General features: G+C 40.7%; 13 protein-coding genes. 5 read left to right on the top strand and 8 right to left on the bottom strand.

The genetic code is table 11. The annotated features are described in order from the left end of the window. The first annotated feature begins 24 nt into the window (after nt 1-24). Together phnW and phnX are read left to right on the top strand one after the other, a co-directional pair. The gene (phnW, locus tag ACXM0J_RS12020) at nt 25-1,212 is read left to right on the top strand and encodes a 2-aminoethylphosphonate--pyruvate transaminase (protein WP_086266201.1); all 1,188 of its coding nucleotides are present in this window, start codon (nt 25-27) and stop codon (nt 1,210-1,212) included. A gap of 27 nt (nt 1,213-1,239) precedes the next feature. After that, complete coding sequence (gene phnX / locus ACXM0J_RS12015; RefSeq protein WP_086266200.1) at nt 1,240-2,055, top strand: phosphonoacetaldehyde hydrolase; 816 nt, start codon at nt 1,240-1,242, stop codon at nt 2,053-2,055. Between the two features lie 214 nt (nt 2,056-2,269). On the opposite strand, the gene ACXM0J_RS12010 is transcribed toward phnX, so the two are convergent. Further along, nucleotides 2,270-3,520 carry an MFS transporter gene (locus tag ACXM0J_RS12010; RefSeq protein ID WP_032034574.1) on the bottom strand — a complete coding sequence of 417 codons (1,251 nt, stop codon included), beginning with the start codon at nt 3,518-3,520 and terminating at the stop codon, nt 2,270-2,272. Between the two features lie 61 nt (nt 3,521-3,581). Then, on the bottom strand, nt 3,582-4,733 hold the full coding sequence (locus tag ACXM0J_RS12005) for an acyl-CoA dehydrogenase family protein (RefSeq protein WP_086266199.1): 1,152 nt from the start codon (nt 4,731-4,733) through the stop codon (nt 3,582-3,584). Nucleotides 4,734-5,064: 331 nt separating this feature from the next. On the opposite strand from ACXM0J_RS12005, the gene ACXM0J_RS12000 reads away from it, so the two are divergent. Continuing rightward, entirely contained in the window at nt 5,065-6,282 is a 1,218-nt protein-coding gene (locus ACXM0J_RS12000; RefSeq protein ID WP_086266198.1) for a CaiB/BaiF CoA transferase family protein, read from the top strand. A 186-nt stretch (nt 6,283-6,468) separates the two neighbouring features. Next, nucleotides 6,469-7,314 (top strand): IclR family transcriptional regulator, encoded by an 846-nt coding sequence (locus ACXM0J_RS11995; protein WP_479750539.1) that lies wholly within the window; start codon nt 6,469-6,471, stop codon nt 7,312-7,314. Nucleotides 7,315-7,379: 65 nt separating this feature from the next. Here ACXM0J_RS11995 and ACXM0J_RS11990 read toward each other — a convergent pair whose 3' ends face one another. Then, the gene (locus tag ACXM0J_RS11990; RefSeq protein WP_086266196.1) at nt 7,380-8,189 is read right to left on the bottom strand and encodes an enoyl-CoA hydratase; all 810 of its coding nucleotides are present in this window, start codon (nt 8,187-8,189) and stop codon (nt 7,380-7,382) included. A gap of 220 nt (nt 8,190-8,409) precedes the next feature. On the opposite strand from ACXM0J_RS11990, the gene ACXM0J_RS11985 reads away from it, so the two are divergent. Beyond that, on the top strand, nt 8,410-9,381 hold the full coding sequence (locus ACXM0J_RS11985) for an NAD(P)H-dependent flavin oxidoreductase (protein ID WP_005304164.1): 972 nt from the start codon (nt 8,410-8,412) through the stop codon (nt 9,379-9,381). 39 nt (nt 9,382-9,420) lie between these two features. Here ACXM0J_RS11985 and ACXM0J_RS11980 read toward each other — a convergent pair whose 3' ends face one another. From ACXM0J_RS11980 to ACXM0J_RS11960, 5 genes are all read right to left on the bottom strand, one after another. Then, entirely contained in the window at nt 9,421-10,593 is a 1,173-nt protein-coding gene (locus ACXM0J_RS11980) for an MFS transporter (RefSeq protein ID WP_086266195.1), read from the bottom strand. A gap of 63 nt (nt 10,594-10,656) precedes the next feature. Continuing rightward, the gene (locus ACXM0J_RS11975; protein ID WP_000081482.1) at nt 10,657-11,499 is read right to left on the bottom strand and encodes an IclR family transcriptional regulator; all 843 of its coding nucleotides are present in this window, start codon (nt 11,497-11,499) and stop codon (nt 10,657-10,659) included. A 109-nt stretch (nt 11,500-11,608) separates the two neighbouring features. Continuing rightward, nucleotides 11,609-12,814: a 3-oxoadipyl-CoA thiolase gene (locus ACXM0J_RS11970; protein WP_479750534.1), complete on the bottom strand. Its 1,206-nt coding sequence runs from the start codon at nt 12,812-12,814 to the stop codon at nt 11,609-11,611. 14 nt (nt 12,815-12,828) lie between these two features. After that, nucleotides 12,829-14,352, bottom strand: a complete 1,524-nt coding sequence (locus ACXM0J_RS11965; RefSeq protein ID WP_139841492.1) for a 3-hydroxyacyl-CoA dehydrogenase — start codon at nt 14,350-14,352, stop codon at nt 12,829-12,831. A 61-nt stretch (nt 14,353-14,413) separates the two neighbouring features. Beyond that, entirely contained in the window at nt 14,414-15,175 is a 762-nt protein-coding gene (locus ACXM0J_RS11960) for an SDR family oxidoreductase (protein ID WP_086266193.1), read from the bottom strand. Between the last annotated feature and the right edge of the window lie 15 nt (nt 15,176-15,190).

Raw genomic sequence — 15,190 nt, 5'->3', positions numbered from 1 at the left:
TGTCATCTGGTTTAAACCAGATTGATGTATATTGAAATGAACGTGAAAGAAATGAGTACCATTATGAACATGCAACCCCAACTCGATATGGATTTAGAGAACAAGTACTTGCTTCTCACTCCAGGACCATTATCAACATCGGCAACAGTACGCCGTGCTATGCAAAAAGACTGGTGTACTTGGGACCAAGAATACAACTCGCTGGTACAAGATATCCGCTCTCGTCTAGTCAACTTGGCAACCAGTCAACCTGAAAAATATACGGCTGTGTTAATGCAAGGCAGTGGTAGTTTTGCAGTGGAGTCTGTGCTTGGTTCAGCTATTCCGCGTGATGGAAAAATCTTGATTATTAATAACGGTGCATACGGTGCACGTATGGTGCAAATGGCGCGTTGCTTAAATATTGAAGTTGTAGAACTGAACTATTTAGAAACCCAGACACCAGATTTACAAGAGATTGAGCGCTTTTTAGAAGATAAAGCCATTAGCCATGTTGCTTGTGTGCACTGTGAAACCACCACAGGAATTTTAAACCCGATTCAAGACATTGGCCGTTTAGTAAAAGCAGCAGGAAAAATCTGGATTGTAGATGCCATGAGTTCATTTGGTGGTGTGCCCATGGATATCGCTGAGCTTGAAATTGATTTTCTAATTTCAAGTGCAAATAAATGTATTCAAGGTGTTCCGGGCTTTGGTTTTATTTTGGCAAAGCATGATTGCCTAGAAGCATGTAAAGGTTTAGCTCGTTCGGTTAGTCTCGATTTGTATGATCAGTGGAACACGATGGAACAGCATAACGGCAAATGGCGCTTTACCTCGCCAACCCATGTGGTACGTGCTTTTTATCAAGCATTACTTGAGCTTGAGGCAGAAGGCGGTGTTGCTGCACGTTATCAACGTTATTTACAAAACCAACAAACCTTATCTCAAGGTATGCAACAGCTTGGTTTTGAATTGGTATTAGGCAATCAAGCGTCCCAATCACCAATTATCACTACATTCCTTTACCCAACAGTTGAAACATTTCGGTTTCAGTCATTTTATGAAACGCTAAAAAAATCAGGCTATGTGATTTATCCGGGCAAAGTCACTGACCTTAACTGCTTCCGTATTGGCAATATTGGCGAAGTTTATGTACAGGACATTGAAGGACTTCTTGCGGCGATTACCAGCTACTGTGAAAACCACCTAAACCAAGCTGTAACAGCATAATTTTTATTAAATTAAAGGAAATACATTATGACAACCAACAATACACAAATTCAGGCTGTGGTTTTTGACTGGGCTGGTACAACTGTAGATTTTGGCTCACGCGCACCAATTTTGGCTTTTATGGCTTTATTTAAAGACAATAAAATTGAAATTACGGTTGAAGAAGCTCGAGCGCCAATGGGTTTAGAAAAACGTGACCATATTGCAGCAGTTTTAAAAATGCCGCGTGTAGCGACTGCATGGCAGAAAGTATATGGTCAGGCGGCAACTGAAGCAGATATTGATCGTTTATATAAAGACTTTATTCCTTATCAGTTAAACTCTATTCCGAAATGTTCTGCTTTAATTCCGGGAGCATTAGAAACGTTTGAAAATATTAAAAAGCGTGGTGCAAAAATTGGCAGTAACACGGGTTATGCATCCATGATGATTGGTCGTTTGGTCAAAGATGCTGCCGATCAGGGTTATCGACCGGACTGTATCGTCACTGCCAGTGATGTGAAATTTGGCCGGCCATATCCTGAAATGTTATGGAAGAACTTAATTCAACTCGATGTTTCTGATATCAAAACTGTTGTAAAAGTAGATGATACCGTGGTGGGGATTGACGAAGGTTTAAATGCAGGGTGCTGGACAGTAGGACTTGCGATTAGTGGTAATGAAGTCGGTTTAAGCTATGAAGAGTGGAGTGCATTATCGGCTGATGAACAGATTGTTCTAAAAGATAAGGCATACCAAAAAATGAATGCGTCGGGCGCTCATTATGTGATTGATAGTGTCGCTGATTTGCCAAATGTACTAGATGATATTGAACGCCGTTTGGGGCAGGGTGAACGACCTTAAACAAAGTTTAGGTCTATATCTTTTTAAGCTTAGCTCCCTTGGGAGCTAAGCTTACCTAAAAAATTAAAATGAAGAGCAATAAACTCTACATATGTGGAAATAAGGAATAACTTTGAGGAGTAAATTCCTTATTTCTTGCTAACGATCTAAACCATGTGTTTAGTTCGTTAGCACTATCAACCAGATAGGCATATGCCCTATCTGATAGATCTTTTTATGACTTTTGAGGGTCATATAATTTTTCTTTAATAAATAGGGCTGGTATCACGCCACAAATCAGGTAGGCAGCACCCATCACGACAAAACCTAAACCAATTGAGCCGCCAGAGGCTAAGAAACCAATAGTTGCAGGGGCTAAAGCAGCACCTAAACGTCCAACGTTATAAGCACCGCCAATGGCTGTACCGCGGATTGCTGTTGCAAAGCTTTCGGTCATGTAGGTTGCATTTACGCCATACGGGATGCCGTAGAGGAAACCAAAGGTCACCAGTAAATATAGAATGTTGCTTGGCGAGTTATAAAAAACAATCAGAGGTAGGAAAATAGCAGTGCCGATTGCACCAAAGGCATAGGTAAAACGACGTCCTAATTTATCGGCCATCATGCCCGCAAGAACTTTACCCAAAATCATGGCGGTATATGTACCTACCATATAGGCAGTCATTTCCTTAAATTTCATACCCAGTTCACTTTCAAGGTATGACGGCATCCAGTTGTTTACACCATAGTAGCCAAACTGTAAAAAGCCCGCTGTTAATGCCCATAAGATAAACATATTGCGGTTTCGTTTATCTTGGAAAATAAGCTTAAATGCTGAAGTTTTCGATGCATTTTGAGCCAAAACAGGTTGTTGTAGTCGAGACTTTTGCCATGCTTCTGGTTCTGGTACAAGAATATGCATAAGGACAGCAATAATGACCGGAATAATCGCAACATAAAACAGCATGCGCCAGCCATAATCAGGAATAATCCAACCTGCAAGCAAAGTCGCAACAATATAGCCAACCGTCCAACCTGCTTGTAAAGTGCCCAGTACTGTGGTGCGATAACGGGTTGGGACATATTCGGCCATGAGGGTATTACAGGCGATATAAAGTGAACCTAAACCCAGTGATGCAAAAAATCTTAAAATACCAAACTGAAGAAAGCTTTGAGTGAAACCTAAGCCACAGGTGAGGAGTGAGAAAGTTAAAATAGAAATAACCACAATGCGCACACGACCAAATTTATCGCACGCCCATCCCCCAAAAATGCCACCAACAGCCATGCCTGCCAATGTGAAACTGCCAAGCATACCTGCTTGTACTGAACTTAATCCAAAATCTGCCTTAATACTATTTAAGCTATAAGACAGCATCATCAAATCTGCACCATCTACCAACAATGCTAGAAAAGCAAAAGTAAAAGCTATTTTCCACGTATGAGGCTGTATACGAGAAAGACCTTCTTTGTAATTTGTAGCCATAATCCATTACCTACATTTGATAAAAAGCACTTCAAGTCGTTTTGAAGCGCTTAAAATTTGATTAAGACGCAGCGCGAATCATGTTTCGGGCAATAATCACTTGTTGAATTTGAGTGGTCCCTTCATAGAGACGGAACAAACGAACATCTCGATAAAAACGTTCAATGGCATATTCACTGATGTAACCCGCACCGCCGTGAATTTGTACGCAGCGATCAGCAACGCGGCCACACATTTCGGTTGCAAACATTTTTGCGCATGAGGCTTCAGTGCTAACGTTTTGTCCTGCATCGCGTAGGCGTGCAGCGTCTAAGACCATACATTTAGCGGCATAAATTTCAGCTTTTGAGTCGGCAAGCATGGCTTGAATGAGCTGGAATTCAGCAATCGGTTGTCCAAATTGCTTGCGTTCGATGGCGTAAATTAAAGAATCATCTAGCATTCGTGTTGCTGCGCCGACACTCAAGGCCGCAATATGCAAACGGCCTTTATCCAGCACTTTCATGGCCGTTTTAAAACCGACACCTTCAATACCACCAATGAGTGCTGAAGCAGGGATGCGACAATTTTCAAAAATAACGTCACAGGTATGGGCACCTTTTTGTCCCATTTTTTTATCGCGTTTGCCAAGAAAAATGCCCGGAGTTTGGCTATCGACAATAAAAGCAGAAATGCCACCAGCGCCTTTAATATCAGGGTTTGTACGTGCCATGACTGTAAATACACCAGCATGAGGAGCATTGGTAATAAAGCGTTTGGTGCCATTTAAAATATAAAAGTCACCGTCTTTTACTGCGCTGGTTTTTAAAGAGGCGGCATCAGAACCCGCATCTGGTTCGGTTAAGCAAAAAGAACTAATCACTTCACCACGTGCTAAACGTGGCAAGAAAAATGATTTTTGTGCTTCGGTCCCATCAATAATCAGGCCACTTGAGCCAATGCCATTATTGGTTCCAATCAGAGAGCGAAAAGCAGGAGAGGTACGACCCAATTCAAAAGCCACGTAGACCTCTTCTTCCATTGTTAATCCAAGACCTTCGTACTCTTCAGGAATGGTTAAACCGAATAAGCCGAGAGCTTTCATTTGCTCAACAATATCTTGAGGAATTTCATCCGTTTCAGCGACTTCATTCTCATGAGGAATTAATACACCTTCAACAAATTGTCGAATCATATCAACAAGTTGATCTAGGGTTTCCTGATCTCGAATCATAGTCTCGTCCTTTTACTACATACTAAAAACATCAATATGATGTTCGTAAAATCACCAATATTTGAAGCGATAGTAATCAAAGGATGAATACAAAACAATATATTTTGAAAATTAATTTCGCAATGCGATACTTTGTTGTTGATTTGTGTTTGGCTAATTTATTGATTTATTTGAGCTATATTTCCTTATAAAAAATCATTATTTTTAGTGGAAAATTAAAGTTTGATTTTTAAAAAGAGCTGTGTATATTAAAAATATATATCGCTATGCGAAATTTTAAATGGATAAGTTTTCCTATAGGAAATGAGTCACAAAATATAGTGGGATGAAGATGGGTGCTTTAAATGGAATTCGGGTGCTTGACTTAAGTCGGGTATTGGCTGGACCTTGGTGTGGGCAGATTCTTGCCGATTTAGGCGCAGAAGTCATCAAGATTGAACGACCGAAAGTCGGTGACGATACCCGTTCTTGGGGGCCGCCTTGGATGAAAGATGACTCAGGCCAAGACACTCAAGAAGCTGCGTATTATCAGTCTACCAACCGCAATAAACTATCGGTTGCCATCGACATTGCTAGCTCTGATGGTCAAGAATTGATTAAAGCCCTCATTCAAGACACCGATGTCGTGATTGAAAACTACAAAGCGGGGTCTTTAAAAAAGTACGGTTTGGACTATGAGTCTTTATCTGCGATTAACCCTAAACTGGTGTATTGCTCGATAACAGGTTTTGGTCAAAATGGCCCAAGAGCAGAAGAGCCCGGTTATGACTTTATTATTCAGGGCATGGGGGGACTCATGTCAGTTACAGGTGAGCGTGATGATTTGCCGGGCGGTGGTCCACAAAAAGTAGGGGTCGCATTTTCCGATTTAGCCACAGGACTTTATTCTACGATTGCCATACAGGCTGCTTTACTCAACCGCCATGTGACGGGTTTAGGCCAATACATTGATATGGCTTTGCTTGATGTTCAAATTGCCACAATGGCAAATCAGGGAATGAACTATCTTTCATCGGGTAATATCCCTAAGCGTTATGGCAACGCACACGCCAATATTGTGCCTTATCAAGTGTTCAAAGCTTCTGACCGTGATTTTATTATTGCATGTGGAAATGACACTCAGTTTATTCAACTCTGTCGTAGTATTGGTTTACCCGATTTACCAAATGATGCACGTTTTGCTCGAAATGCGGACCGAATCAAACATCGTGATGAAATTATCGGAATTTTACAAACTCACTTTTTAACAAAAACAGCAGATGAATGGGGCGATGCAATTTATGCCGCTAAAGTTCCCGTCGGTGTGATTAATAACTTGGAACAAGCTTTTCAAGAACCGCAAGTCATTGCCCGAGAAATGTTAGTCGAGATGAACCATCCTCAACGTGAGAAATTGAAGGTAATTGGCTCACCAATCAAACTTTCTAGAACACCTGTTGAATACAAAACAGCACCGCCGCTGCTGGGAGAACATACGCGGGCCGTTTTGGGAAGAGTGGTTTCTTCAGAAAAACTGGCTGAGCTCAAAGAAAAAGGTGTAATTGGGTAGGTGGCTTAAAAGCGGAAGGTTAAAATTATATTTAAAATCAGAAAATAAAATATTTAATCTTTCGCTTTAATGAGTTAAATGAAGTTATCTTTTAGATGCAGGCTCGGATGTTTGCTCTTTTGCTATTTATAGAAAAAATAGATTATAATTTTCGCAGTGCGAAACAAGATATGGATTGGTATGACAATGAACGATGCAGTTGATGCAGAACAGACAGAAAAATTATTAGCGCCTTTACGGCATGAATTATTACATCCGATTGAAGATATGCAGGATGAAAATGATCGCCAATTTATTACTGCATTAGCACGTGGTTTAGAGCTATTACGTTATTTTACACCGAAGCATCAGCATTTGGGCAACCAAGAGCTTGCGCAGATGACAGGTTTACCAAAACCAACCATTACTCGCCTCACACATACCTTGTCGCGTTTGGGTTATATCAAACAAGTACCTAACTCAAGCAAATTCCAGCTTTCGGTTGGTGTTCTTGCGTTTGGTTATTCCATGCTGTCTAACGTGTCGATTCGCTCTATTGCTCATCCATATATGAAAAATTTGGCAGACTATGCTGGCGCTGCTGTAGCTATGGCAACACGCGATCGACTGAACATGATTTATCTTGATGTGGTACAAGGCAAAGGCAATATGACCATGCGCCGTCAAGTCGGAACCTATTTACCGATTCATTTAAGTTCGATGGGACGTGCATGTTTAGCCGCAATGCCTGAAGATGAAAGAGAGTTTTTACTTGATGCTATTCGTAGTAAGCACAAAGAAGATTGGATCAAAATTAACCGTGATTTAGACAAAGCTTTTAAAGACTACCAAGATTTTGGATATTGTTTCTCAATCGGCGAATGGCATAAAGATGTCAATTCGGTTGCGGTTCCACTCATTCATGAACAACATGGTTTGTTGGTATTTAACTGTGGTGGTCCAAGCTTTATTATGAACCGTGAAAAACTCGAAGAAGATATTGCACCGCGTCTTTTACACATGGTGAATAATATTCGTACTGAGATTAGTTAAACGTATTTAATTTATTTATAAGAGCCAGCTTTGTTTCTCAAGGCTGGCTTTTTAATGGACGAGTTTTAGGTTGTTTGGCTGTGAAATTTCGGTTTTCTTTTTTCTTTGAAAGCATTTAATGCTTCTTTAAACTCGGAACCTTGTAAACAATCCGAGAAAATAGTCGACTCATGATCAATACGATTGAGTAGATCATCAATTGGCATATCTCTTAGTAACTTTTTACTCAGTTGTAAGGCTTGGCTAGGTTTGTGAGCGAGTTTAACTGCTACTTCTTCAACTGCCTGATTCAGCCCAGTTGCATCAAATATTTCGTTTACTAGGCCATAATTCTTTGCTTGGTCTGCCGAAAACTTTTCACCCAATAAAATAATCTCAGAAGCTCGAGCAAAGCCCAATAGTCTTGGCAGGATGTAACTTGAACCCGCTTCGGGTACAAGTCCCAAATTCACAAAGGGAAACTGAAAAATAGAGTTTTGGCTTGCATACACAAGGTCGCAATGTAGAAGCATAGTACTGCCAATACCAATTGCCACACCATTTACTTTAGCAATAATCGGTTTTGGAAAAGTTGCCAAGCTTTTTAAGAAAACAATAGAAGAAGGTGGTTCTGAAGTGGTGGTATCGCGTTTTTCAAATGCGTTTACATCATTGCCACTGGTAAATGAGGAGTCTTCACCAGTAAGCACAACCACATGAATATCTTGATTAGTTGCAGCCTCATCTAATGCCTGACTTAGGGCCGCATACATTTCATAATTAATTGCATTCTTTTTAGTTGGATTACTCATGGTGAGCGTTAGTATATTTCTATCAAAATACTTATGAATTGTGCCTGTTTTAAGCTCGCTTTGGGTTTTGTTGTTCTGCTGCATCATTCATTCCTTTAAATAATTTTCCGTCTAAAATTTAAACTGATGCTATCGAAAAATAATTCCGTTATCAATTATTTTGTTTTATATTGTGGTATGAAATTTTGTATTGTGAAATTTTAACTTAAATTACTTTAAATACTGCTAGGATTTATGCGTAAATAAGCATCTAGCCCTGCTAAGGAAATAAGAGGCTGGCTATAGAACAGTGAGTGGAAAGAATATGAAGACCAAAATTACAGAACTATTTGAAATCGAGCATCCAATTATTCAAGGCGGTATGCATTATGTTGGTTTTGCAGAGCTTGCGGCTGCGGTTTCTAACGCAGGCGGGTTAGGTATTATTACTGGCCTGACTCAACGCACTCCTGAAAATCTGGCAAAAGAAATTGCACGTTGCCGAGAAATGACCGACAAGCCTTTTGGGGTAAATTTAACCTTTTTGCCTACGGTGAATACCCCTGATTATCCGGGTTTTGTAGAGGCAATTATAAAAGGGGGAGTCAAGGTTGTAGAAACAGCAGGGCGTAATCCTGAACAGGTGATGCCATATTTAAAGGCTGCTGGTATTAAAGTAATTCACAAATGTACTTCGGTTCGACATAGCTTAAAAGCTCAGCAAATTGGATGTGATGCGGTTTCTGTAGATGGTTTCGAGTGTGGTGGGCATCCTGGTGAGGATGACGTGCCAAATATGATTTTATTGCCTTTAGCAGCCGATGCATTAGAAATTCCGTTTGTTGCTTCAGGTGGAATGGCAGATGGACGCTCACTCGCTGCTGCATTAGCGATGGGAGCCGATGGAATTAACATGGGAACGCGTTTTATTGCGACTCAGGAAGCTCCCGTACATGCAAATGTGAAACAGGCGATTTTGAATGCAACCGAACGAGACACGCGTTTAATTATGCGTGCTTTGCGAAATACAGAACGTGTCATGAATAATGCGGCCGTAGAAAAAATCGTAGCAAAAGAAAAAGCACTCGGCGATAACATTAAATTTGAAGATATTATCGAAGAAGTTGCGGGCGTCTATCCCAAAGTCATGATTGATGGTGATGTCAATGCGGGCGCATGGTCATGTGGGTTGGTGGCAAGCTTGATTCATGATATTCCAACATGCGATGAACTGGTTAGCCGGATTGTCAAAGATGCAGAAGATATTATTCGTGGTCGGTTATTAGGGCTTTTATAACGAACCATTAGCCTACTTTATATAAGATCAGCACAAGCTTTAATTGTGCTGATTTTTTGCATCACGCACACAATAATAAAGACATAGCACGGCAAAAATTAAACCTAAAATACAGACACCTGTCCATCCGAAGTGTTTCCAAGCATAACTTCCTGCCGTTGTGCCTAAAGCGCCGCCAGCAAAGTAACCCGTCATATAAATCGCGTTAAAACGTGAGCGTAGTTCTTGATTAAGTTTAAATACAATACTTTGGTTGGTGACATGTACCGCAGAAAGAGAAGCGTAGAGAATGAGTAAGGCAATAATATAAAAGGCGAAATGGTAGGGTAAAAGTGAAAACAGAACCCAACTTAAAATAAGGCCAACGCCGCAATAAATTGAAATTTTATGAATATAGCCTTGGTCAATAAATTTGCCTGAAAAATTGGCAACGAAAGTTCCTAACACGCCAACAAAACCGAAAAGGCCAATGGTAAAGTCACTAAAAAAATAGGGCGCTGGAGCCAGAAGCAAAGACATGGTGGTAAAGGTTAAACTTACACAAGCAAATGTAAAACCACCAATATAAGTTCTGGTTCTTAACCGTCGATTTTGAATAAAAATCTGTGGAAGAGAGCGAATAGTTTTTACATAGTTTTCAGATTTAGTCGGTGGAAATAACCCAATATTACGATGCAAAATAATGGCAATGATGAGTAACAGAAAACCACTGACCAGATAAATAATATTCCAAGCGAAAAGTGTAGACATCAGCCCAGAAAGGGAGCGGGCGAGTAAAACCCCCATCATCAGTCCACTCAGTAGAAAGCCAACGACACGGCCGCTTTGTTGAATTGGAACCAGACTTGCAGCAAGCGGTAACAACAGTTGGGCTGCACTAGAAAATAGGCCAGTAATGACAGTACCAAGCAGTAAAAGATAAATATTGTGCGAAAACCCGCTAATAATTAATCCGCTTGAAGCCAATAACATAAAGACAAATAGCAGCTTGCGCTTTTCTAATATGTCGCCCAACGGCATTAAAAAGAGTAAGCCACATGCGTAGGTGATTTGGGCTAGAGTCGGCACCCACGCTGTAGTGGTTTCAGTTAAATCTAGGCTTACACTAATTGAATGAATAAGTGGCTGACTAAAATAATTTCCACCTGTACAAATGCCTGCGGCAATTGCCATTAAAATAATGGTTGGGGTATAGAGTGCGTTTTTCATCATGCCTTAGTCATAATGAAAGTGGTACCTTAATCAACACAACCATGACTGTTTTAAGCACGACTGTTAGTGCGTTTCATTCAAAGCATCTTGAATGTTGTGCACCATGTGGATTAAACGTGGTCCAATTTCACCTTCAAGTTTTTCGGGATTTAAATGAAAACTTGGCGCACCACAGTTAAAAACATAAAGACCATGTTTGGAGCTGACTAAAGGTACAGCCACCGAGTTCACTTCTTTATGCCACTCGCCTAAAGACAAACAATATCCATAATCTTGGTAATCACGGAAAGCTCGTTCTAATGAGCGTTTTATGGCTGGCCAGTTTTCGGGATTTTTTTGTTTCAACGCATCAAGTAGAAAGTTGCGCTCACGTTCAGGAGTCGCAGCCAAGCATGCTCGTCCCATAGAACTGCTATGCAGTGGCAAAGTCGAACCAATTGGACGGCGCATATTTAAAGCTGTTTCAATTTGCACAACGTCGATATACACCATATTTAAGCGGTCACGTGTTGCCATCGCCACAGGCGCTTGAACATACTGACTCATCTCTTCCATATATTGATGAGCAATATTGCGTATCGAGATGTTAGATAACGCTGCGTATCCTAAAGATAAGACACCAATATCTAATGTGTATTTGGTCGAGTTAGGCAATTGTTTTAAATAACCTAATGACACAAGGGTATTGGTAATACGTGCAATGGTCGGTTTAGGTAAACCTGTCATTTTTGCTAATTCTTGGTTGCCAAGCACCTGATTATTTGCAGAAAAGCATCTTAAAAGTTCTAAACCGCGTGCTAAAGAAGCAATAAATTGCGGGTTGTTTTCCCGATGTATATGCGAAATAGGATCTAAACGTATCTCATCAAAATTTATTGGTTTTTCAGTTTCCGTGTTTTGAGACATTCGATCCTCAAATATAATTAAAGCAATAGTTTTGCCATTATATTTCGCTCTGCAAAATAAATCCATTCATCACTGCGCTGTTGTGATGAATGGATATCGGGTTCAATGGTTATGAAACGTTTTCAATCACCATCGCAAGACCTTGACCTACACCAATACATAGGCTCACCACGGCATATTTTTTCTTACGGCGAATTAACTCGCGCGCTACTGTTAACGCAAGACGAGCGCCTGAAGCACCAAGTGGATGACCAACAGCAATCGCACCACCGTTCGGGTTCACACGTGGATCATTAAAATCAACATTTAAACCTTTTAAACAAGATAAAACTTGTGAAGCAAAGGCTTCATTAATTTCGATAATGTCCATGTCATCTAAAGTAAGGCCAGCACGTGCAACCGCTTTTTTAATGGCTTCGATCGGACCTGCACCCATAATGCGTGGCTCAATACCAGCCGCCGCAGCAGACAAGATTTTTGCCATTGGTTTTAGGCCATATTTTTGACCCGCTGCTTCTGAACCAATCAAGAGTGCTGCTGCACCATCATTAATACCTGAGGCATTACCCGCAGTGACCACGCCACCTTCAAAGAGCGGTTTTAACTTTGTAAGTGCTTCAACAGTTGAACTTGGGCGAGGGTGTTCATCTTCAGAAACGAGTTTAGGTGGCAATTTTTTGCCTTGGAAAACCTCAATTGGGGTAATTTCATCGGCAAAGAAACCTTCTTCTTTTGCTTTTTGATATTTGGCTTGTGATTGAGCTGCAAATAAATCAGCTTGCTCACGGCTAATACCAAAGTCGGCTGCAACGTTATCGCCTGTTTCAGGCATTGAATGACCGCCGTACTGAGCAATAATTTTTTTATTTGGAAAGCGAGAGCCAATGGTGGTGTCATAAATTTTTGCATCACGGCTATAAGCACTTTCTGCTTTACCCATCACAAAGGGTGCACGTGACATACTTTCTACACCACCTGCAATATACAGTTCGCCTTCACCACAAGTAATGGCACGTGCTGAGTCAATCACAGCGCCTAAACCACTAGCACATAGGCGGTTTACTGTCTGGCCCGGTACAGTAACAGGTAAACCAGCAAGTAATAATGCATTTCGTGCCACATTACGGCTATCTTCACCCGCTTGGTTGGTGTCGCCTAAAATCACATCTTCAATATCAGCACTCGGAACACCAGTTTTTTCTGATAGTTTTTGAATGACAGTTGCGGCTAAATCATCAGGGCGAATTGAGGCAAGTTCACCTGCATGGCGGCCAAATGGGCTACGCAAACCATCATAGATATATGCATTTAACATTGAGAAATTCCTTTTCAAGACTTGTGAGTAAAAGTAAGAGGTAAATGAAGTGCGACACGACGCTGTAACCACGGGCTAGGGCGGTAACGCGGGTCATGCGTAAGTGCTGTTATACGGTTCAGAATGAGTAAGATTTTTTCACTGCCGACTTGATCGCCCCATTCAATTGGACCAAATGGATAGCCTAAGCCAAGACGTACCGCGGCATTAATGTCATCTACAGTGGCAACATTTTGCTGTGCAATATCGCAGCCTAAATTAATGACCATCGCTAAAACGCGCTGCGCAACAAAGCCGATACTTTCACTAATTATGCTGACCAGATTTCCATCTAGATTGAAAATAGAGTGAGCCGCCTGACGGTATTCAGGTTTGGTAATAAGTGATGGCATTAAGGTACGGTGCTTTGCAATGCCATAAAGCATATCTATAGCAACAGCTTGTTCGGGGTTAACTCCTAGGCGGGTCGCCGCTTGGGTTGTGTCTTCACCATAACAAGCCAGTAAACATAAACTATCTGTTTGTGGTTCAGAGTTGGTGTCTAGGGCGATATTTTGCTGAGTTAAATAATCTTCGAGCTGTTTTTTATCGTCTAAAAAATCTGCCGCAATCCAAACTTTTGGATATTGCGCTAAACGCTCTACAAACTGAGCAGGTTGTTCACCTGTTTTTGAGCCAGTTTCATAATTATAAAAACCTTGATTAACCTTACGTCCAAGTTGCTTGGCATCAAGCATTTGTTTGGTGAGCGGGTTTGGTTTGTAGCGGGCTTCTTCATAGTATTGGTGATAAATCGACTCCATAACTGGATGCGAAACATCAAGGCCTGTTAAATCGAGTAATTCAAAAGGACCCATTCTAAATCCTACGCCGTCACGTAAAATTCGATCAATTTCACTAATGTCACAGACATTCTCGTTTAAAATTTTGAGTGCTTCGGTGCCATAAGCTCTGCCCGCGTGATTAATAATAAATCCAGGGGTGTCCTTCGCTACAACAGGGCGGTGACCAAATGCACGAGATAAATCGTTTAAAACATCAATAATAAGTGGATCTGTTTTTAAACCGCGAATGACTTCAACTACTTTCATGAGTGGAACTGGGTTAAAAAAGTGATAACCCACAACACGCTCAGGCTTTTTACAGTTTGCCGCAATCGCTGTAATAGAAAGAGAAGAGGTGTTTGAGGCTAAAATAGTATTATCCGAAACAATATCTTCAAGTTGCTGCATCAAGCTTTGTTTGATATCGAGGCGTTCAACAATTGCTTCTACAATCAGGTCGCAATTTTTTAAATCTTCAATTTGATGGGCGACAATTAAATGGTTATTTGCTGCTGCTGCTTGCTCAGATGTAATTTTATTTTTGTCGACTAACTTTTGAAATGTAGCAGCCAGTTTTTCTTTTGCCTGTTCAGCTGCACCGGCTTTGGCATCATATAAATAAGTGGTATGACCTGACTGCGCAGCAATTTGAGCAATACCACTGCCCATGACACCTACACCAATCACAGCCATGCTTTTAATATCATAAGTCATGTCGATCATCCTAATTATTGATCTATATTTGAAATTAAATGGAAAAATAGGGTTGGGTGATTTAGCTTAAGCATTGTTTATCACCATCAATGGGTAAGATTTGACCTGAAATTGAGCGACCACTTTCTGACGCTAAAAATAGGCATAAATCTGCAATATGTTTTGGATTGACAAAATATTTGAGTGACTGATTTTTCAGTGCATTTTGAGTCACTTCTTCAAGTGAGGTATGCGCTACATCGGCGCGGGCCTGTAATACACGTTGAACCCGATCACCATCGACTGCACCCGGAAGAATAGCGTTAACTCGAATATTGTCTGCACCGAGTTCCATAGAAAGGGTTTTGGTAAAACCGATCAGCCCCCATTTTGAGGTGGAGTAAGCTAATCGGTATGGATAGCCTAAGCGTCCGGCAATAGATGACATATTAATAATCACGCCTGCTTCTGCTTTCTTTAAATAGGGAATTGTTAATTGGGTAATTAAAAAAGTGCTATTCAGGTTTAAATTTATAACTGTATTCCAATCTTCAAAACTTAGCTCATCTGCGGCAACAGTCGGGCCTGAAATACCTGTGTTATTAACTAAAATATCAATACCGCCAAGTATCTGAACTGCATGACTAAACATGAGTTTAATTTGCTCATGATCAGCTAAATCACAGGTATATATGTGCAGCTTTGGATAATCTTTTTGAAATTGTTCTAGGCTTTTAGCATTAATATCACAAACGAAAACTTCATCCTGATTGTTTAAAAAGACTTCAGCAATGCATCGTCCAATCCCTGAACCACCTGCACTAATCAATACTTTTCTGGCCATTTTCATTCCTTTGTT

The sequence above is a fragment of the Acinetobacter sp. GRABPA_MV_2 genome (genome assembly GCF_056725885.1).
Note: the sequence above shows the minus strand (reverse complement) of the source record. Positions and strands in the feature narration are given on the sequence as shown.

What these genes read in the sequence shown, in the direction of transcription:
- ACXM0J_RS11995 (WP_479750539.1), top strand. Translation starts at nt 6,469, where the DNA reads ATGAACGATGCAGTTGATGCAGAACAGACAGAAAAATTATTAGCGCCT.
- ACXM0J_RS11985 (WP_005304164.1), top strand. Translation starts at nt 8,410, where the DNA reads ATGAAGACCAAAATTACAGAACTATTTGAAATCGAGCATCCAATTATT.
- ACXM0J_RS11965 (WP_139841492.1), bottom strand. Translation starts at nt 14,352, where the DNA reads ATGACTTATGATATTAAAAGCATGGCTGTGATTGGTGTAGGTGTCATG.
- ACXM0J_RS12010 (WP_032034574.1), bottom strand. Translation starts at nt 3,520, where the DNA reads ATGGCTACAAATTACAAAGAAGGTCTTTCTCGTATACAGCCTCATACG.
- ACXM0J_RS11975 (WP_000081482.1), bottom strand. Translation starts at nt 11,499, where the DNA reads ATGTCTCAAAACACGGAAACTGAAAAACCAATAAATTTTGATGAGATA.
- ACXM0J_RS11980 (WP_086266195.1), bottom strand. Translation starts at nt 10,593, where the DNA reads ATGATGAAAAACGCACTCTATACCCCAACCATTATTTTAATGGCAATT.
- ACXM0J_RS11990 (WP_086266196.1), bottom strand. Translation starts at nt 8,189, where the DNA reads ATGCAGCAGAACAACAAAACCCAAAGCGAGCTTAAAACAGGCACAATT.
- ACXM0J_RS12000 (WP_086266198.1), top strand. Translation starts at nt 5,065, where the DNA reads ATGGGTGCTTTAAATGGAATTCGGGTGCTTGACTTAAGTCGGGTATTG.
- phnW (WP_086266201.1), top strand. Translation starts at nt 25, where the DNA reads ATGTATATTGAAATGAACGTGAAAGAAATGAGTACCATTATGAACATG.
- ACXM0J_RS11960 (WP_086266193.1), bottom strand. Translation starts at nt 15,175, where the DNA reads ATGGCCAGAAAAGTATTGATTAGTGCAGGTGGTTCAGGGATTGGACGA.
- phnX (WP_086266200.1), top strand. Translation starts at nt 1,240, where the DNA reads ATGACAACCAACAATACACAAATTCAGGCTGTGGTTTTTGACTGGGCT.
- ACXM0J_RS12005 (WP_086266199.1), bottom strand. Translation starts at nt 4,733, where the DNA reads ATGATTCGAGATCAGGAAACCCTAGATCAACTTGTTGATATGATTCGA.
- ACXM0J_RS11970 (WP_479750534.1), bottom strand. Translation starts at nt 12,814, where the DNA reads ATGTTAAATGCATATATCTATGATGGTTTGCGTAGCCCATTTGGCCGC.